Genomic DNA, 14,926 nt, shown 5'->3' with positions numbered 1-14,926 from the left:
ACAATGGACCCCGTGCGCTTTTCGCTGCTCGGCACCACGCAGGTACTCCGCCCCGACGGTACGGCCGTCCCGGTCGGCGGGGCGCGGCTGCGCGCCCTGCTGGGCGTGCTCGCGCTCCGGGCCGGGCGGACCGTGCCCGCGGGCGTGCTGATCGACGAGGTCTGGGGCGCCGACCCGCCCGCCGACGCCGCCGGGGCGCTCCAGGCGCTGGTCGGCCGGCTGCGCCGTACCCTCGGCGCGGACGCCGTCGCCTCCGCCGAGGGCGGCTACCGGCTCACCGCCGCGCCCGACGACGTCGACCTCACCCGCTTCGAGCGGCTGACCGGCGACGGCCTGCGGGCCCTCGCCGACGGCGACCCGGCCAAGGCCGCCGCCGCCCTGGACGACGCGCTGGCCCTGTGGCGCGGCCCCGCCCTCGCCGACCTGCCCGACCACCACGCCGAGGCGGCCCGCTGGGAGACCCGCCGGCTCGACGCCCTGCGCGCCCGGCACAGCGCCGCCGTCGCCCTCGGCCACGCCGAGCAGGTGCTGCCCGAGCTGGCGGCCCTGTGCGACGACCACCCGCTGGACGAGCCGCTCCAGGCGCTGCGGCTGCGCGCCCTGCGCGACGCCGGCCGCCCGGCCCAGGCGCTCGCCGCCTACGAGGACGTACGACGGCTGCTGGCGGACCGGCTCGGCTCCGATCCCGGGCCCGAACTGCGCGCCCTGCACGCCGAGCTGCTGTCCGCCGAGGAAACCCCGGCGCCGAGGCCCGTGCCGACGGCTCCGGGCAATCTGCGCGCCCGGCTCACCTCCTTCGTCGGCCGGGAGACCGACATCGAGGCCATCGGCGCCGACCTGACCGCCGCCCGCCTGGTCACCCTGCTGGGTCCGGGCGGCGCCGGGAAGACCCGGCTGTCCCAGGAGGCCGCCGAGGCGGTGCGGCACACCGCCCGCGACGGGGTGTGGCTGGCCGAACTGGCGCCCGTGGACGACCCCGAGGCCGTGCCGCAGGCCGTGCTCACCGCGATCGGCGCCCGCGACACCGTGCTGCACGGCGCCGGCGCCGAGAGCATCCGCGCGGTCACCGACCGGTACGACGACCCTCTCGAACGGATCGTGGAGCACTGCGCCCGGCGCCGGATGCTGATCATCCTCGACAACTGCGAGCATGTGATCGAGGCCGCCGCCCACCTCACCGAGCGCCTGCTGGCCCGCTGCCCGCAGCTGACCGTCCTCGCCACCAGCCGCGAACCCCTCGGCGTACCGGGGGAGCTGGTACGTCCGGTCGAGCCGCTGCCCGAGCCGGTCGCGCTGCGGCTGCTCGCCGACCGGGGTGCGGCGGCCCGGCCCGGATTCCGTGTCGAGGACGACCCCGAGGCCTGTGCGGAGATCTGCCGGCGGCTCGACGGACTCCCGCTCGCGATCGAGCTGGCGGCGGCCCGGCTGCGGATGCTGACTCCCCGTCAGATAGCCGACCGGCTCGACGACCGCTTCCGGCTGCTCACCTCCGGCAGCCGCACCGTCCTGCCCCGCCAGCAGACCCTGCGGGCCGTCGTGGACTGGTCCTGGGAGCTGCTCGACGCGGACGAACGGGACGTCCTCGCCCGGCTGTCCGTCTTCGCGGGCGGCTGCGACCTGGCCGCCGCCGAGGCCGTGTGCGGGCCCGTCGCCCTGGACGCGCTCGGCTCCCTGGTCGACAAGTCCCTGGTGGTGGCCGCCCCTTCGGTGGAGGGCGGGATGCGTTACCGGCTCCTGGAGACCGTCGCCGAGTACGCGGGCGAACGGCTGGACGAGACCGGGCGCCGCGCCGACGCCGAGCGCGCCCATCTGACGTACTACCGCGAACTCGCCCGTACCACCGACCCGTTGCTGCGCGGCCCCGAACAGCGCACCGCCATCGACCGGTTCCAGCTGGAGTACGAGAACCTGCGCACCGCCCTCAGACACGCCGTCGCCGCGGGGGACGAGCAGGAGGGGCTGTGCCTGGCGCTGTCCCTGGTGGTCTTCTGGCAGATGCGGGACCAGCGCATCGAGACCCGCACCTGGTGCGAGGAGGTCATGGCGCTCGGCCCCGACCCCTTCACCGCACCCGTACGGCCGGCCCTGCCGCTGTGGCAGCGCTGCACCGACGCCCCGCCCCCGTACACCGGCGAGGTCCTCGCCGAGGCCCGGCGCGGCGTCCACCTGGCCCACCTCTCCTGCATGGACCACGACCTGGAGTCGTGGCAGACGCCCGAGGCACAGGCCAAGCTGCACGCCATCGTGGAGGCCTACGAGCTCGGCCTGCCGCAGACCTGCCGGGTGCCCGGCCTGCTCTGGTTCTTCGCCGTCATGCTCACCGGCGGCGCCGAGCGGATGTGGGCCGTCATCGACGCCTGCGTCCAGACCTGCCGCGACACCCCCGGATTCGAGTGGGACCTGGCCAATACCCTGCAGCTGCGCGCCAACCTCCTCGCCAACCGCGCCGAATGGGCCGCCAACGCCACCCGCGACGCCGAGGAATCGCTGGAGATCTTCCGCCGCCTCGGGGACGTCTGGGGCATCGCCGAGGCGTTGTCCGCCCGCGGCGAGGCCCACGAACGCCAGGGCGCCTACCGTGCGGCCGCCGCCGACTACCGGGCGGCCATCGAACACGCCGAGCGTCTGGGCGCCCGCGGCCAGGTGGCCATCCTCCACGCCCGCCTCGGCAGCGTGCTCATGGAGACGGGCGACCTCGAGAGCGGCGAGCAGCTGCTCCGGGACGTCGTCGCGAGTCAGGACGGCTCCCACAACGAGGCGATGCCCGCCGCCCGGCTGTTCCTCGCCTGCTGGCTCGGTCTGACCGGCCGTACCGCCGAGGCGCGGGAACAACTGCGGCTGCTGCGCGAGCAGTTCAAGATCGCGCACTTCGTCGTCTTCGACTACATGATCCTCACCCAGGAGGCCTGGCTGGACGCCCTCGACGGCCGTGCCGAGGACGCCCTGGACCGGACCCGGCGGGCGCTGGAGCTCGCCCGGGACCCGCTGACCAAGACCATCGCCCCGCACCTGGACTCCATCTGCCTCACCAGCGCGGCGATGGCCCTGGCCCGGCTCGACGGCGGCAGCCGCGCCGTCGACGCCGCCCGCTGCCTGGGCGCCGCCCACGCCCTGCTGCCGTCCGGGCACGTCCTCTCCGGTGTCGAGCGCCGGTGCCTCGACATGACCGAGGAGAGGATCCGTGAGTCCTTGGACGAAGCCGCCTACCGGGCCGCGTACGCCGAGGGCGGTGGCCTCTCCCTCGCGGAGGCCACCGCCCTGGTGTGACGCCGGGGGCGTCAGCTCTTCGTGCGGAACTTGTGGATGGCGATCGGCGCCATGACCGCAGTGATGCCCACCGACCAGGCCAGTGTCACCCACAGGCCGTGCGCGACCGGTCCGCCGTTCATCAGGCCGCGTGCGGCGTCGGCCAGGCCGGACATCGGGTTGTAGTCGGTGAAGTGGCGCAGCCAGCCCGGCATCGAGTTCGTCGGCGCGAAGATCGACGAGCCGAACTGGAGCGGGAACAGCGTCAGAAAGCCCATCGCCTGCACGGACTGCGCGTTCTTCATGATCACACCGAGGGTCAGGAACACCCACATGATGGACGAGGCGAAGAGCGTCGCCAGACCCACGGCGGCGAACAGCCCGGCCCAGTGGGTGATGTCGAAGCCCACCAGGACACCGACGACCATCAGCACGGCCGTCGCGATCAGCATCCGGGCCAGCTCCACCGCGATCTTCGCGAAGAGCACGGAACCGCGTCCGATCGGCAGGGACCGGAAGCGGTCCATGACCCCGCTGTTGAAGTCCTGGTTGAAGCCGGTGCCGACGCCCTGGGCCATGGACAGGCTGGTCATGGCCATGAGGCCGGGCACGACGTACTGGACGTAGGCCTGCTGTCCGCCGCCCAGCGCCTTCCCGATCGAGCCGCCGAAGACGTACACGAACAGCAGGGTGAAGATGACCGGCATCAGCAGCGCGTCGAACATCGACTCCGGGTCCTGGCGGATCCAGAGCAGATTGCGGCGCAGCAGGGCTCCGGTGTGCCGCAGGTGCCCGCGCAGCGGGATGCGGGTGTCGGCCGAAGTGACTGCGGAAGTGACTGTGGTGGCGCTCATACGGCGACCTCCTCGCGGGCGTCGGCGGGCACGGTGTCCTGCGGGGCACTGGCGCGGTGGCCGGTGAGGGACAGGAACACCTCGTCCAGGCTGGGCAGTTCGGTGGTGATGGAGGAGATCGTGATGCCGCGCGCGGTGACCGCGCCGACCACGGCGGTCAGCTGCTCGTCGCTGAGGACCGGCACCAGCAGGGTCCCGGACTCGGTGTCCACGGTGGTGGTGGCGAGCCCGGTGATGCCCAGTTCGTCCAGCATGTCGGCGAGCGGGCGCAGCTGCAGCGGGTCGACCGGCCGGACCCGGAGGGTGCGTCCGCCGACGCGGGCCTTCAGCTCCTCGATCCCGCCGTTGGCGATGACCTTGCCGCGGTCGACCACGGTCAGCTCGGTGGCGAGCTGCTCGGCCTCCTCCATGTACTGGGTGGTCAGCAGCACGGTGACGCCGTCGCCGACCATCGCCTTCACCTCGTCCCACACCTCGTTGCGGGTACGGGGGTCGAGTCCGGTGGTCGGCTCGTCGAGGTAGAGCACGGCCGGCCGCCCGATCATCGAGGCGGCGAGATCGAGCCGCCGCCGCATACCGCCGGAGTACGTGCTCGCCGGCCGCCTGGCCGCCTCCGTCAGGGAGAACCGCTCCAGCAGCTCGTCGGCTCGGGCGCGGGCGTCCTTGCGGGACAGGTCCAGCAGCCGGCCGATCATGTACAGGTTCTCCCAGCCGGGCAGCTTCTCGTCCACGGAGGCGTACTGCCCGGTGAGCCCTATCACCCGGCGCAGCTGCCGGGGCTGCCGTACGACGTCGTACCCGGCCACGGTGGCCCGGCCGGCGTCCGGGGTGATCAGGGTGGACAGGATCCGCACGAGGGTGGTCTTGCCGGCGCCGTTCGGACCGAGCACACCCATCACGGTGCCCTCGCGCACGTCCAGGTCGACACCGTCCAGCGCCTTGGTCTCGCCGTAGTGCTTGACCAGCCCCCGCACCGTCACGGCGTGGCCCCCGCCGACGGGGTTGTCATCGATTCGCGTCATGGGGAAGACGGTGCCAGGGCCCGCCGACAAACCACCGACAGCCGACCGACACCACGCCGACAGCCCGCCGACACGCCCGGGGTCAGTGCTGCAGAGCCCCCGACCCCTCCGGCACGTGGGAGGCGACCAGCCTCTCCCGCCCCGCCGACGGAGTCACCCGGCGCCGGTCCACCGCGTACGCCACGCTCGCCACGCCCAGCCCCAGCACCGCCAGCATCGCGCCCGCCAGCGCGGGGGACGTCGTACCGCAGCCCGCCGCCAGCGCCAGGCCGCCGATCCAGGCGCCGCCGGCGTTCGCCAGGTTGAAGGCCGCCTGGTTGGCCGAGGAGGCCAGCGAGGGAGCCGCGGCCGCCTTCTCCATCACCATCAGCTGCAGCGGCGAACCCGTGATGAACGCCGCCATGCCCAGCAGGGTCACCGCGAGCGCCGCGCTCCACTCCGCCCGCATGAGGAGGGGGAACACCAGGAGCACGAGCCCCAGTGAGGCCAGGCCGCCGAACAGCGTGCCCCGCAGCGAGTGGTCCGCCAGGCGGCCGCCCAGCAGGTTGCCCGCGGTGGCGCCCACCCCGAACAGGGCCAGGAGCAGCGTCACGTCGCCCTCCGCGAAACCGGCCGACCCGGTCAGCATCGGGGTCACATAGCTGTAGGCCGCGAAGAGCGCGCCGAAGCCCGCCACCGTCGTCCCCAGGGCCAGCCAGACCGGGAGGGACTTCAGCGCGGCCAGTTCGCCGCGCAGGCCGCTCGAGGAGGCGAGGGATCCGCGGTCGTGCGGGATCAGCAGCGCCAGCGAGGCGATCGCGGCGAGGCCGATCGCGCTCACGCCCAGGAAGGTGGCCCGCCAGCCCAGGTGCTGGCCCATCAGCGTGGCCGCCGGTACGCCCGCGATGTTGGCGACGGTCAGGCCGAGGAACATCAGGGACACCGAGCGGGCCTTGCGCTCCGGCGGGACCATGGTCGTGGCGACGACCGCTCCCACGCCGAAGAAGGCGCCGTGCGGCAGGCCGCTGAGGAAGCGGGCGGCCAGCAGGGAGTCGTTTCCGGGGGCCAGCGCCGAGAGGGCGTTGCCCGCCACGAACAGGGCCATCAGGGCGATCAGGACCGTGCGGCGGGACATGCGGGCCGTGAGCGCGGCCAGCAGCGGGGCGCCGATCACCACGCCCAGCGCGTACGCCGAGACCAGGTGACCGGCGGCGGGGATGGAGATGTGCAGGTCGTCCGCGACGTCGGGCAACAGGCCCATCATCACGAACTCGGTCGTACCTATACCGAAAGCGCCGACGGCCAGAGCGAGCAGGGCCAGGGGCATGAAGGGCCTGTGCCTTTCGAAGTCGAAGAGGAGTGGGAGAGCGGAGTTCCGTACAGCTTATGTTCAGTTGCGGAACAAAGCCTCTCAGGCCCAGTATTCCAAGGGGTTACGCCGACGTGTCCAGCTTCACACGGGCAGCCACGGGAAGGTGGTCGCTGCCGGTGCGCGGCAGTGTCCAGGAACTCTCCGGATCCATGCCCCTGACCATGATCTGGTCGATCCGCGCCATCGGGAACGACGCCGGCCAGCTGAACCCGAAGCCGCTGCCCGCCGCGCCCTGCGTGGAGCGCATCTGGGAGGTGACGGCGTTGAGCGAACGGTCGTTCATCGTGCCGTTCAGGTCGCCGAGCAGCACCACCCGCTTCAGCGGCTCCCCGGCGATGGCCTCGCCGAGCGCGTCGGCGCTCTTGTCGCGCTGCCGTGCGGTGAACCCGGCCTCCACCTTCACCCGCACCGAGGGCATGTGGGCGACGTACACCGCGATGGGGCCCTTCGGCGTGGTCACGGTGGCGCGCATCGCGCGCTTCCAGCCGAGCTTGATGTCCACCGCCCGCACGTCGCTCATCGGGTACTTGCTCCACAGACCGACCGTGCCCTCGACACCGTGATACCCGTACGTCGGCGCGAGCGCCTTCTCGTAGGTGGACACGGCCGTGCCCGGGACCTCCTCCAGGGCCACCACGTCGGCGCCGGAGGCGGCCACCTCACGGGCCGTCGCGGCGGGGTCGGGATTCTCGGCGTTGACGTTGTGCGACGCCACCATCAGGTCGCCGCCCGAGCCCGTCTTGTCGGTGAGCAGCCCGCCGAAGAGGTTCAGCCACACGACGGCCGGAAGGAGTACGGCGATCAGCGCGGTCGCCGACCTCCGCAGCAGCCCGAGGAGCAGCAGTACCGGGATGGCGAGGCCGAGCCACGGCAGAAACGTCTCGGTGAGGCTGCCGAGGTTGCCCACCTGGTTCGGGATGCGCGAGTGCAGCAGCATCACCAGGGCGAGCAGGAGGGCGAGGAGCGCGAGGACGATGCCCCGGCGCCAGATGCGCGGGTCACCGCGCCAGCCGGCCAGCAGGCGGTGCACCAGGCGCCGAAGCCGGGATCCGGGTCGCTCGGGCCCCGAGCCGCCGTTGTCCGTCTCCGTCATGTACGCCTGCTGCGCCATACCGTCTGCCTCACTGCCTGCCGTGCACACCGTCGTTCCCCCGTGTTCTTCCGACCCTAGGGGATGATCGGCTCCGATCCCGCCGTCCCATGACGGCCGTACGGAAGACGAGGACGATCGAGGCGGGGCAGTGAGTTCCGGTTACCCCCGAAACCATGGGGTCTGTGACAGAACGCGCACATGAGCGCTACGAGGCTGTCGAGCTGACGGGCCGTAGGCCTTCCAGAACGGAGTCGACGATCTGCTCGGCCAGGCCCTCGGGCAGTGCGCCGTCGCGGCGCAGGACGGAGCGCACGAGCATGGGGCCGACGAACATGTCGTTGGCCAGCTCCAGGTCGACGTCCGTGCGCAGTTCGCCGTTGCGCTGTCCGCGGCGCAGCACGTCGAGACCGAGGGCGCGCCGGGGCTCGACGACCGCGGCGTGGTACGCCGACCAGATCCTGGGGCTGGACTTCATCTGGGCGTAGACGTTGTGCAGGATCGCGGAGGAGCGGCTGACCAGGCCGCGTTGGCGCAGCGACTCCAGCAGGGCGACCAGGTCGTCGCGCATGGAGGTGCCGGGGAGTACCGGGTCGGGGGGTTCGGCGGCGCGCATGACGTCGACGAACAGTTCCTCCTTGCCGCTCCAGCGGCGGTAGATGGTGGCCTTGCCGACTCCGGCCGTGCGCGCGACGCGCTCGATGGAGAGTTCGGCGAGCGGTACGCCGTCCTCCAGGAGCTTCATCACGCCTTCCAGAATGGCCCGTTCCACGGCCTCGCTGCGGGGTCGTCCCCGCACGGGTCCGTCCGGTCGCGGCCGGCTCTCGGCAAGGCTCACGTCGTCCGTCCTCTCACTGTGCTGCGGGAATTGTCCCGCAGCGGCCTCCTTCCCCCGTGTACGACCGTTGTACGGCCGCGGCCCGCGTCAGTCCGCGGCCGCGACCAACTCCGCTTCCTGCTCGCCCGCTTGAGCGGCCGGCGGCCTGCCGGGCAGGAACAGGGCCGTCACCACGGCGCCGATCAGCGCCACGCCCACTCCGCACAGGGCGGTGACGTGCATGGCGTGCAGGAACGCGTCGTTGGCCGGGGTGACCAGGGCCTTGCCCTGCGGGCCGAGCTTGCCGGCGATGCCGAGGGTGGCCTCGAGGGACTCGGCCGCCTTGTCGCGCAGGGCGGGCGGCAGCATGCCGAGCCTGCCCTCGATGCCGTTGCGGTAGGACGTGGCGAGCACCGAGCCGAGTACGGCGATGCCGAGGGCGCCGCCGACCTGGCGGAAGGTGTTGCTGAGCGCGGAGGCGGAGCCGGCCTTCTCGCGTGGCAGGGCCTGCATGATGACGACCGAGGTCGGCGTCATGATGTACGCCATGCCGGTGCCCATGAGGAAGAAGACGACCTCGAGGATCCAGATCGGGGTGTCGGCCTCGAACGTGGCGAACGCGGCCAGGGTGGCGGCGATCAGCACCAGGCCGGCGGTGGTCGTGGCCTTGTTGCCGAACCGGTCGACCAGCAGCCGGGCGCGCGGCGCGAAGATCAGCTGGGCGCAGGCGAGCGGCAGCATCAGCACACCGGACTCCAGCGGCGAGTAGCCGCGCACGCTCTGGGTGTAGAAGACACCGAAGAACGTGACGCCCATCAGTGCGAAGAAGACCAGCGCGATGGCGGTCATGGCGGCCGAGAAGGCCTTGTTCTTGAAGTAGGTGATGTCGAGCGACGGGTGGTCGCTGCGCTTCTCGAAGACGACGAAGCCGGCCAGGACGACGAGACCGGCGACGATGGTCGCCAGCACCTTGGCGTCGGTGAAGTCGGCGAGTTCGCCGCCCTTGATGATGCCGTAGACCAGCAGGACCAGGCCGACGACGGACAGGACGACGCCGATGGGGTCGAGGCGGCCGGGCCTGGGATCACGGGAGTCGGGCACCAGCCAGGTCATCAGGACCAGTGCGACGATCACGATCGGTACGTTGACGAAGAAGACCGAGCCCCACCAGAAGTGGTCGAGGAGCGCGCCGCCGGTGATCGGCCCGATGGCGATCGCGAGGCCGACGCCGCCCGCCCAGATGCCGATGGCCTTGGGCTGCTCCTCGCGCTCGAAGACGTTCATCAGGACGGCGAGGGTGGCGGGCATGACGAAGGCGGCACCGAGGGCCATCAGCGCGCGGTAGGCGATCAGCTGGCCCGGCGAGCCGGACTCGGCGGCCAGCATCGAGCCGATGCCGAACACGGCGATGCCGCCGAGCAGCACCTTCTTGCGGCCGAGGCGGTCGCCGATGAGGCCGGCGGTGAACAGCAGGCCGGCGAAGACGAGGGTGTAGGCGTTGATCGCCCACTCGATCTGGCCCTGGGTGGCGCCGAGGCCGGTCGGCGCGGGGCTGGAGATGGTCTTGATGGCGACGTTCAGGATCGAGTTGTCGAGCACCACGATCAGCAGGCTCAGCATCAACACGCCGAGGATCGCCCAGCGGCGCCGGTGCACCGCTTCCGGTATCCGGGAGGCAGGGACGGGACTTGTCATGTGTCCGAGCCTAAGGCCATTTCGATACGGAACGGTCTCGTATCTTACTTCTTTACCAAGGCCTTACACAGCTCGCTCATGGCTCGGGTCCGGCAGGGGCGCGGATCGGCCATGGGTGGGGATCACAGCCGGCCCCCCTGGTCCTGACTGGCACGAGGTGCCACCATGGAAGCGATCCGGGGACGCCGTCAGGGCGCCTCGAGATGACTGAAGGAGCCGTTGCCATGACGCAGCTTTCGGCTGCCCAGCACAAGCCTTCCGACGGCAGCAAGGCGCTGTACGGGGGGAAGGGCACCCGCCGCATCACCGTCCGCGACATCACCCTCGCCAAGGAACGCGGCGAGAAGTGGCCCATGCTCACCGCCTACGACGCGATGACCGCGTCCGTCTTCGACGAGGCCGGGATCCCGGTGATCCTGGTCGGCGACTCGGCGGGCAACTGCCACCTCGGGTACGAGACGACCGTGCCCGTCACCCTCGACGAGATGACCATGCTGTCGGCGGCCGTCGTACGCGGCACGCAGCGCGCCCTGATCGTCGGCGACCTCCCCTTCGGCTCCTACCAGGAGGGCCCGGTGCAGGCGCTGCGCTCGGCGACCCGGCTGGTGAAGGAGGCGGGTGTCGGTGCGGTCAAGCTGGAGGGCGGCGAGCGCTCGCACGACCAGATCCGCCTCCTGGTCGAGTCCGGCATCCCGGTCATGGCCCACATCGGCCTGACCCCGCAGTCCGTGAACGCGATGGGCTACCGCGTGCAGGGGCGCGGCGAGGAGGCGGCACAGCAGCTGCTGCGCGACGCCAAGGCCGTACAGGACGCCGGCGCCTTCGCCGTCGTCCTCGAACTCGTCCCGGCGGAGCTGGCGGCCGAGGTGACGCGGGTGCTGCACATCCCGACGGTCGGGATCGGCGCCGGTCCCGAGACGGACGCGCAGGTCCTGGTCTGGACGGACATGCTCGGGCTGACCTCCGGCCGGGTGCCGAAGTTCGTGAAGAAGTACGCCGACCTGCGTGAGGTCATGGGGAACGCGGTGAAGTCGTTCGCCGAGGACGTCGTCTCCGGGACCTTCCCGCTGGAGGAGCACTCCGTCCACTGAGCCATTGCGGCAACACCCCGGCAGCCCGCCGATCTTCCCCCGTCGGCGGGCTGCCGCTTTGCGTTGCCCGCAGGGTGGGGGCGAGCACGGCCGGGCGAACGGGCCCTCACCCCACCACCTGCGCAACGCAAAGGGGGCGTGAGGTCACCAGGACCCCACGCCCCCCGCCCCTCAGCGGAGCGTCAGCGCGTCAGCGCGTCAGTGCTTCTTGTACGACTGCACGTACCCGTTCGCAGGCGAGCCCACGCCGGTCACGTCGTCGTAGCCCTTCACGGCCTTCAGCGAGCTGTCCTTGCCCAGGCTGCGGGCCGAGTACAGCAGGCCGCCCGAGGCGTTGAGGCCGTTGGCGAAGTCCACGCGGGCGACCGCCAGGCCGGAGCCGGTCGGGTCGTCCGTGACGTCGTGGAAGACACCCTTGCCGTACTTGGCGTAGATCGACGGGTTGGCGAAGCCGATCGCCTTGCCGCCGCGCGCCTCCTGGGCCAGGGCCTGGACCGCCGCGATGACCGGAGCGGCGAGCGAGGTGCCGCCGATGCGGTACTCGCTGTACTGCTGCGAGCCGTCCGGGAAGGTCTGGGTCTGGCCGACCAGGAAGCCGGTGTTCGGGTCGGCGATGGCCGCGATGTCCGGGACGACGCGGTTGCCGTCGGCGCTGTTCGCCTTGGCGAGCGAGTCCGGGACGACGCCCTTCTGGTAGTACGGCTCGGCGACCGTCTTGCTGGTGCCGCCGCCCGCGCCCGAGGTGAAGGCGCCGGGGAAGCTGGTCCAGCTCTTGCCGTCGGCCGACAGGGTCGACTTCTCGGTGCCCCAGCCGGTCTCCCACTCGTACGCGTCGCCCTTGCCGACGGCCAGCGAGGTGCCGCCGACCGCCGTCACCCAGGCGGAGTTGGCGGGGGTGTCGACCTGCTTCGTGCCGGTGTGGGCGACCTCGTCGCCGTTGTCACCGGAGGAGAAGTAGAAGCCGATGCCCTGCACCGCGCCCAGCTGGAAGACCTGGTCGTAGGCGGCCGCGAGGTCCGGGGTCTGGTTGGCCTCGATGTCGCCCCAGGAGTTGGAGACGATGTCGGCCAGGTGGTTGTCGACCACCTTGCTGAGCGAGTCCAGCAGGTCGTCGTCGTAGCAGGAGGCCGCACCGACGTAGGTGACGTCGGCGGACGGGGCGACCGCGTGCACGGCCTCGACGTCGAGGGTCTCCTCGCCGTACCAGCCGGCCGCGCCGCACTCCTTGGTCTTGGTGTAGTTCTTCGGCAGCACCTGGTGCAGCTGGCCGGTCTTCCAGGCCGCGTCACCGTGCTTGACCGCGTACGTGCCCGCGTCGTAGGCGATCGTCGGGGAGGCGTAGGCGTCGGTGATGGCGACGCGGACGCCCTTGCCGGTGTAGTCGCCCGCGCCGTAGGCGGCGCGCAGCTGCTTGCCGGTGTATCCCTTGATCGCGTACGGGATCTTCCCGCCGTAGGCGTCCGGCAGGGTCGTCGCGATGTTCGAGCCGAAGTACGAGGAGAACGGCCCGGAGTTCTTGAACACGGCGTCCGGCGGCGGCAGCTGGTCGTCGTGGTTGGCCTTGTGCGGGGCGCTGTCCAGGCCGGTGACGGTCAGGACGGTGCCCTTCAGGCCCTCCGGCACGGTGGCCGTCTGCGCCGGGGCGCGGTAAGTCGCCGAGCCCTTGGCGTAGTTGTGCATCTGGGTGCCAAAGGCCTTCTCGGCGGCGGCCACGTCACCGGAGACGGCGACGTAGTGCTGGGTGACCTCGGTGACCTTCAGGCCCGCCGACGTCAGCCAGGACTTGACCGCGGCCACCTGGGCCTTGGTGGCCCCGAACCGGGCCTGCGCCTTCTTGGCGTTCAGGTACTTGCCGTACAGCGGCGAGCCGGGGTCGGACACGGCCTTGGCGTAGGCGGCGAGGCCCGCCGCGTCCTTGCCGGCCAGGTAGACCCGGGCGTTCACCTGGGCGCTGTTCGAGGTAGCGCCCTTGTCCGCCTTGGGCGTGGCCCACAGCGGCTTGGTGCCATTGAGTGCGGAACGAGCAGGGCTGTCCGTGGCGTGTGCCGCGGGTATGCCCAGCGCCAGCGCGCCGGCGACCATGGGCAGTGTCGCTGCCATGCTCACGGCGCGCAGCTTGGCGCGGTTGGATCTCATAGAACCCCCTGCGATGCGGTTCGCATGCATGTAGTGGTCGATGCGTCATGCGTCCGCGTGCCGGCCCGCGGCGGTTCGGTCGGCCGTATGGATCACACGATGGGGGTCACTCTTTCGATGAACGGTTCATGCCAGGGGAACGGAAAGGTCAAGAGAACCCCAAGTAGCCGTCACGTAGGGCGAATTGCACCTTTCGTACCTCACGGTTGCGTAACGGAAGTGTGTGGCCGCTGTTCACGAACCACTCGTTCACCGTTCACCAACCGCCGGTCATGAACCGCCGGTCACGAACCGCCGTTCACGAACGCGGCGCGGAACCCCGCTCCTTGAGCATCTGGGCCATCACCTGGAGCTCGGACTGCTGCGCGTCGACCATGCCCTGCGCGAGCCGCTTCTCCACGCCGACGGTGCACTTGGCGACACAGCCCTCCGCCATGTGGATCCCGCCCTTGTGATGGTCCGTCATCAGCTGCAGGTACAGGATCTCGGCCTGCTTGCCGCTCAGCGACTGGAGCTTCCTCAGCTCCGTGTTCGTCGCCATGCCCGGCATCAGCGAGCCGTCCCCGCGCTCGGGCATGTCGCCCATGCCCATCCAGGCCATGGGCGGCTTCTCCGACACCTTCGGCAGTTCCCACAGATCCAGCCAGCCCAGCAGCATGCCGCGCTGGTTGGCCTGCGTCTGCGCGATGTCGTAGGCGAGCCGCCGCACTTCCCCGTTCTTCGTGCGGTCCCGGACGATGTACGACATCTCGACGGCCTGCTGGTGGTGCACGGCCATGTCCCGCGCGAACCCGGCGTCCGCCGACTCGGCGGCCGGCGTCTGCACGGCCGACCCGCCGCTTTCGTTCTCGGCGACCGCGTACGTGACCGCGCCGGCCGCGACGAGCACCGCCGCCGCGGCCCCGGCGATCCAGCCGACGTGCCGACGCCTCACTACATCGCTCCGCTGGTGCAGGCGGCGCCCGGCTCCGGGGTCTGCGGACCCTGGACGTAGGCCTTGAAGAACTTGTTCACCTCGGGGTCGTCCGCGCTCTTGACCGCCACCTGGTGGCCCCAGGCCGACAGGATCAGCGGCGCCGCCTGGTTCTCGTACGGGCTCATCAGCGAGAACGACGTCTTCTTCACCTTCGCCGCCAGCGCGTCGACGTCGGCCTTCTTCGCCTTGCTGGTGTACGTCACCCAGACCGCGCCGTGCTCCAGCGAGTGCACGGCGTTCTCGTCCCGCAGCGGCTTGGTGTAGACGGTGCCGTCGCAGGTCGCCCAGATCGGGTTGTGGTTGCCGCCGACCGGCGGGTGCATCGGGTACGACACCTTGGCCGTCACGTGCGTCCGCGGCAGCTTGCCGCTCCAGGTCTGCACGCCGTCCTTGCCGGTGGTCCAGTGACCGGAGTCACCGGAGGAGGTCTTGGAGTCGTCCGCGCTGTTCTTCTTGTTGTCGGACTGGGAGTTCACGAGGACCACACCGCCGACCACGAGGCCGGCGACGACCACCACGCTCGCGGCGATGGTGAGCGCGCGGTTGCGGCGCTCGCGCGAGCGCTCGGCACGGCGCATCTCCTCTATGCGCGCCTTGCGCGCCGCGCTGCTGTTCTTGGCGGAACCCATGAGGTGTCCTTCTGGGGAA

Annotated in this window: 11 protein-coding genes; 2 read left to right on the top strand and 9 right to left on the bottom strand. The window is 71.2% G+C overall.

Annotation, left to right across the window (positions count from 1 at the left end):
- Positions 1–3: 3 nt before the first annotated feature.
- A complete protein-coding gene (locus LMU33_RS12080) occupies positions 4–3,267 on the top strand; it encodes an ATP-binding protein (protein ID WP_228620481.1) in 3,264 nt (1,087 codons plus the stop codon).
- 11 nt (positions 3,268–3,278) lie between these two features.
- Here the strand turns inward: LMU33_RS12080 and LMU33_RS12075 are convergent, their stop codons facing one another.
- The 6 genes from LMU33_RS12075 to LMU33_RS12050 form a co-directional block, all read right to left on the bottom strand.
- Positions 3,279–4,100 carry an ABC transporter permease gene (locus tag LMU33_RS12075; RefSeq protein WP_228619940.1) on the bottom strand — a complete coding sequence of 274 codons (822 nt, stop codon included), beginning with the start codon at positions 4,098–4,100 and terminating at the stop codon, positions 3,279–3,281.
- Positions 4,097–5,122 (bottom strand): ATP-binding cassette domain-containing protein, encoded by a 1,026-nt coding sequence (locus LMU33_RS12070; protein ID WP_228619939.1) that lies wholly within the window; start codon positions 5,120–5,122, stop codon positions 4,097–4,099. The genes LMU33_RS12075 and LMU33_RS12070 overlap by 4 nt, the downstream gene beginning before the upstream one ends.
- A gap of 82 nt (positions 5,123–5,204) precedes the next feature.
- Positions 5,205–6,428: an MFS transporter gene (locus tag LMU33_RS12065; RefSeq protein ID WP_228619937.1), complete on the bottom strand. Its 1,224-nt coding sequence runs from the start codon at positions 6,426–6,428 to the stop codon at positions 5,205–5,207.
- 106 nt (positions 6,429–6,534) lie between these two features.
- Positions 6,535–7,584: an endonuclease/exonuclease/phosphatase family protein gene (locus LMU33_RS12060; RefSeq protein ID WP_228619936.1), complete on the bottom strand. Its 1,050-nt coding sequence runs from the start codon at positions 7,582–7,584 to the stop codon at positions 6,535–6,537.
- Between the two features lie 187 nt (positions 7,585–7,771).
- Positions 7,772–8,401 carry a TetR/AcrR family transcriptional regulator gene (locus LMU33_RS12055; RefSeq protein WP_228619934.1) on the bottom strand — a complete coding sequence of 210 codons (630 nt, stop codon included), beginning with the start codon at positions 8,399–8,401 and terminating at the stop codon, positions 7,772–7,774.
- Positions 8,402–8,488: 87 nt separating this feature from the next.
- On the bottom strand, positions 8,489–10,075 hold the full coding sequence (locus tag LMU33_RS12050; protein ID WP_228619932.1) for an MFS transporter: 1,587 nt from the start codon (positions 10,073–10,075) through the stop codon (positions 8,489–8,491).
- Positions 10,076–10,299: 224 nt separating this feature from the next.
- Here LMU33_RS12050 and panB point away from each other — a divergent pair, with 224 nt between their 5' ends.
- Positions 10,300–11,166: a 3-methyl-2-oxobutanoate hydroxymethyltransferase gene (gene panB / locus LMU33_RS12045; protein ID WP_228619931.1), complete on the top strand. Its 867-nt coding sequence runs from the start codon at positions 10,300–10,302 to the stop codon at positions 11,164–11,166.
- Positions 11,167–11,364: 198 nt separating this feature from the next.
- Here panB and LMU33_RS12040 read toward each other — a convergent pair whose 3' ends face one another.
- From LMU33_RS12040 to LMU33_RS12030, 3 genes are all read right to left on the bottom strand, one after another.
- Entirely contained in the window at positions 11,365–13,302 is a 1,938-nt protein-coding gene (locus tag LMU33_RS12040; protein ID WP_228619928.1) for a S53 family peptidase, read from the bottom strand.
- A 298-nt stretch (positions 13,303–13,600) separates the two neighbouring features.
- Positions 13,601–14,236, bottom strand: coding sequence for a DUF305 domain-containing protein (locus tag LMU33_RS12035; protein ID WP_228619927.1), 636 nt, complete (start codon positions 14,234–14,236; stop codon positions 13,601–13,603).
- Positions 14,236–14,907: a thioredoxin-like domain-containing protein gene (locus tag LMU33_RS12030; RefSeq protein ID WP_228619925.1), complete on the bottom strand. Its 672-nt coding sequence runs from the start codon at positions 14,905–14,907 to the stop codon at positions 14,236–14,238. Before LMU33_RS12030 ends, LMU33_RS12035 begins: the two co-directional genes overlap by 1 nt.
- Between the last annotated feature and the right edge of the window lie 19 nt (positions 14,908–14,926).

This window comes from Streptomyces barringtoniae, assembly GCF_020819595.1.
In the GTDB taxonomy this organism is placed as follows: Bacteria; Actinomycetota; Actinomycetes; order Streptomycetales; family Streptomycetaceae; genus Streptomyces; species Streptomyces barringtoniae.
The sequence above is the reverse complement of the archived record's forward strand: the minus strand, read 5'-3'. Positions and strand labels throughout refer to the sequence as shown.

Bases quoted from the DNA above. Each gene is read 5' to 3' on its own strand.
- LMU33_RS12065 (WP_228619937.1), bottom strand. From the start codon at position 6,428: ATGCCCCTGGCCCTGCTCGCTCTGGCCGTCGGCGCTTTCGGTATAGGT.
- LMU33_RS12060 (WP_228619936.1), bottom strand. From the start codon at position 7,584: ATGGCGCAGCAGGCGTACATGACGGAGACGGACAACGGCGGCTCGGGG.
- LMU33_RS12075 (WP_228619940.1), bottom strand. From the start codon at position 4,100: ATGAGCGCCACCACAGTCACTTCCGCAGTCACTTCGGCCGACACCCGC.
- LMU33_RS12050 (WP_228619932.1), bottom strand. From the start codon at position 10,075: ATGACAAGTCCCGTCCCTGCCTCCCGGATACCGGAAGCGGTGCACCGG.
- LMU33_RS12040 (WP_228619928.1), bottom strand. From the start codon at position 13,302: ATGAGATCCAACCGCGCCAAGCTGCGCGCCGTGAGCATGGCAGCGACA.
- LMU33_RS12070 (WP_228619939.1), bottom strand. From the start codon at position 5,122: ATGACGCGAATCGATGACAACCCCGTCGGCGGGGGCCACGCCGTGACG.
- LMU33_RS12030 (WP_228619925.1), bottom strand. From the start codon at position 14,907: ATGGGTTCCGCCAAGAACAGCAGCGCGGCGCGCAAGGCGCGCATAGAG.
- panB (WP_228619931.1), top strand. From the start codon at position 10,300: ATGACGCAGCTTTCGGCTGCCCAGCACAAGCCTTCCGACGGCAGCAAG.
- LMU33_RS12080 (WP_228620481.1), top strand. From the start codon at position 4: ATGGACCCCGTGCGCTTTTCGCTGCTCGGCACCACGCAGGTACTCCGC.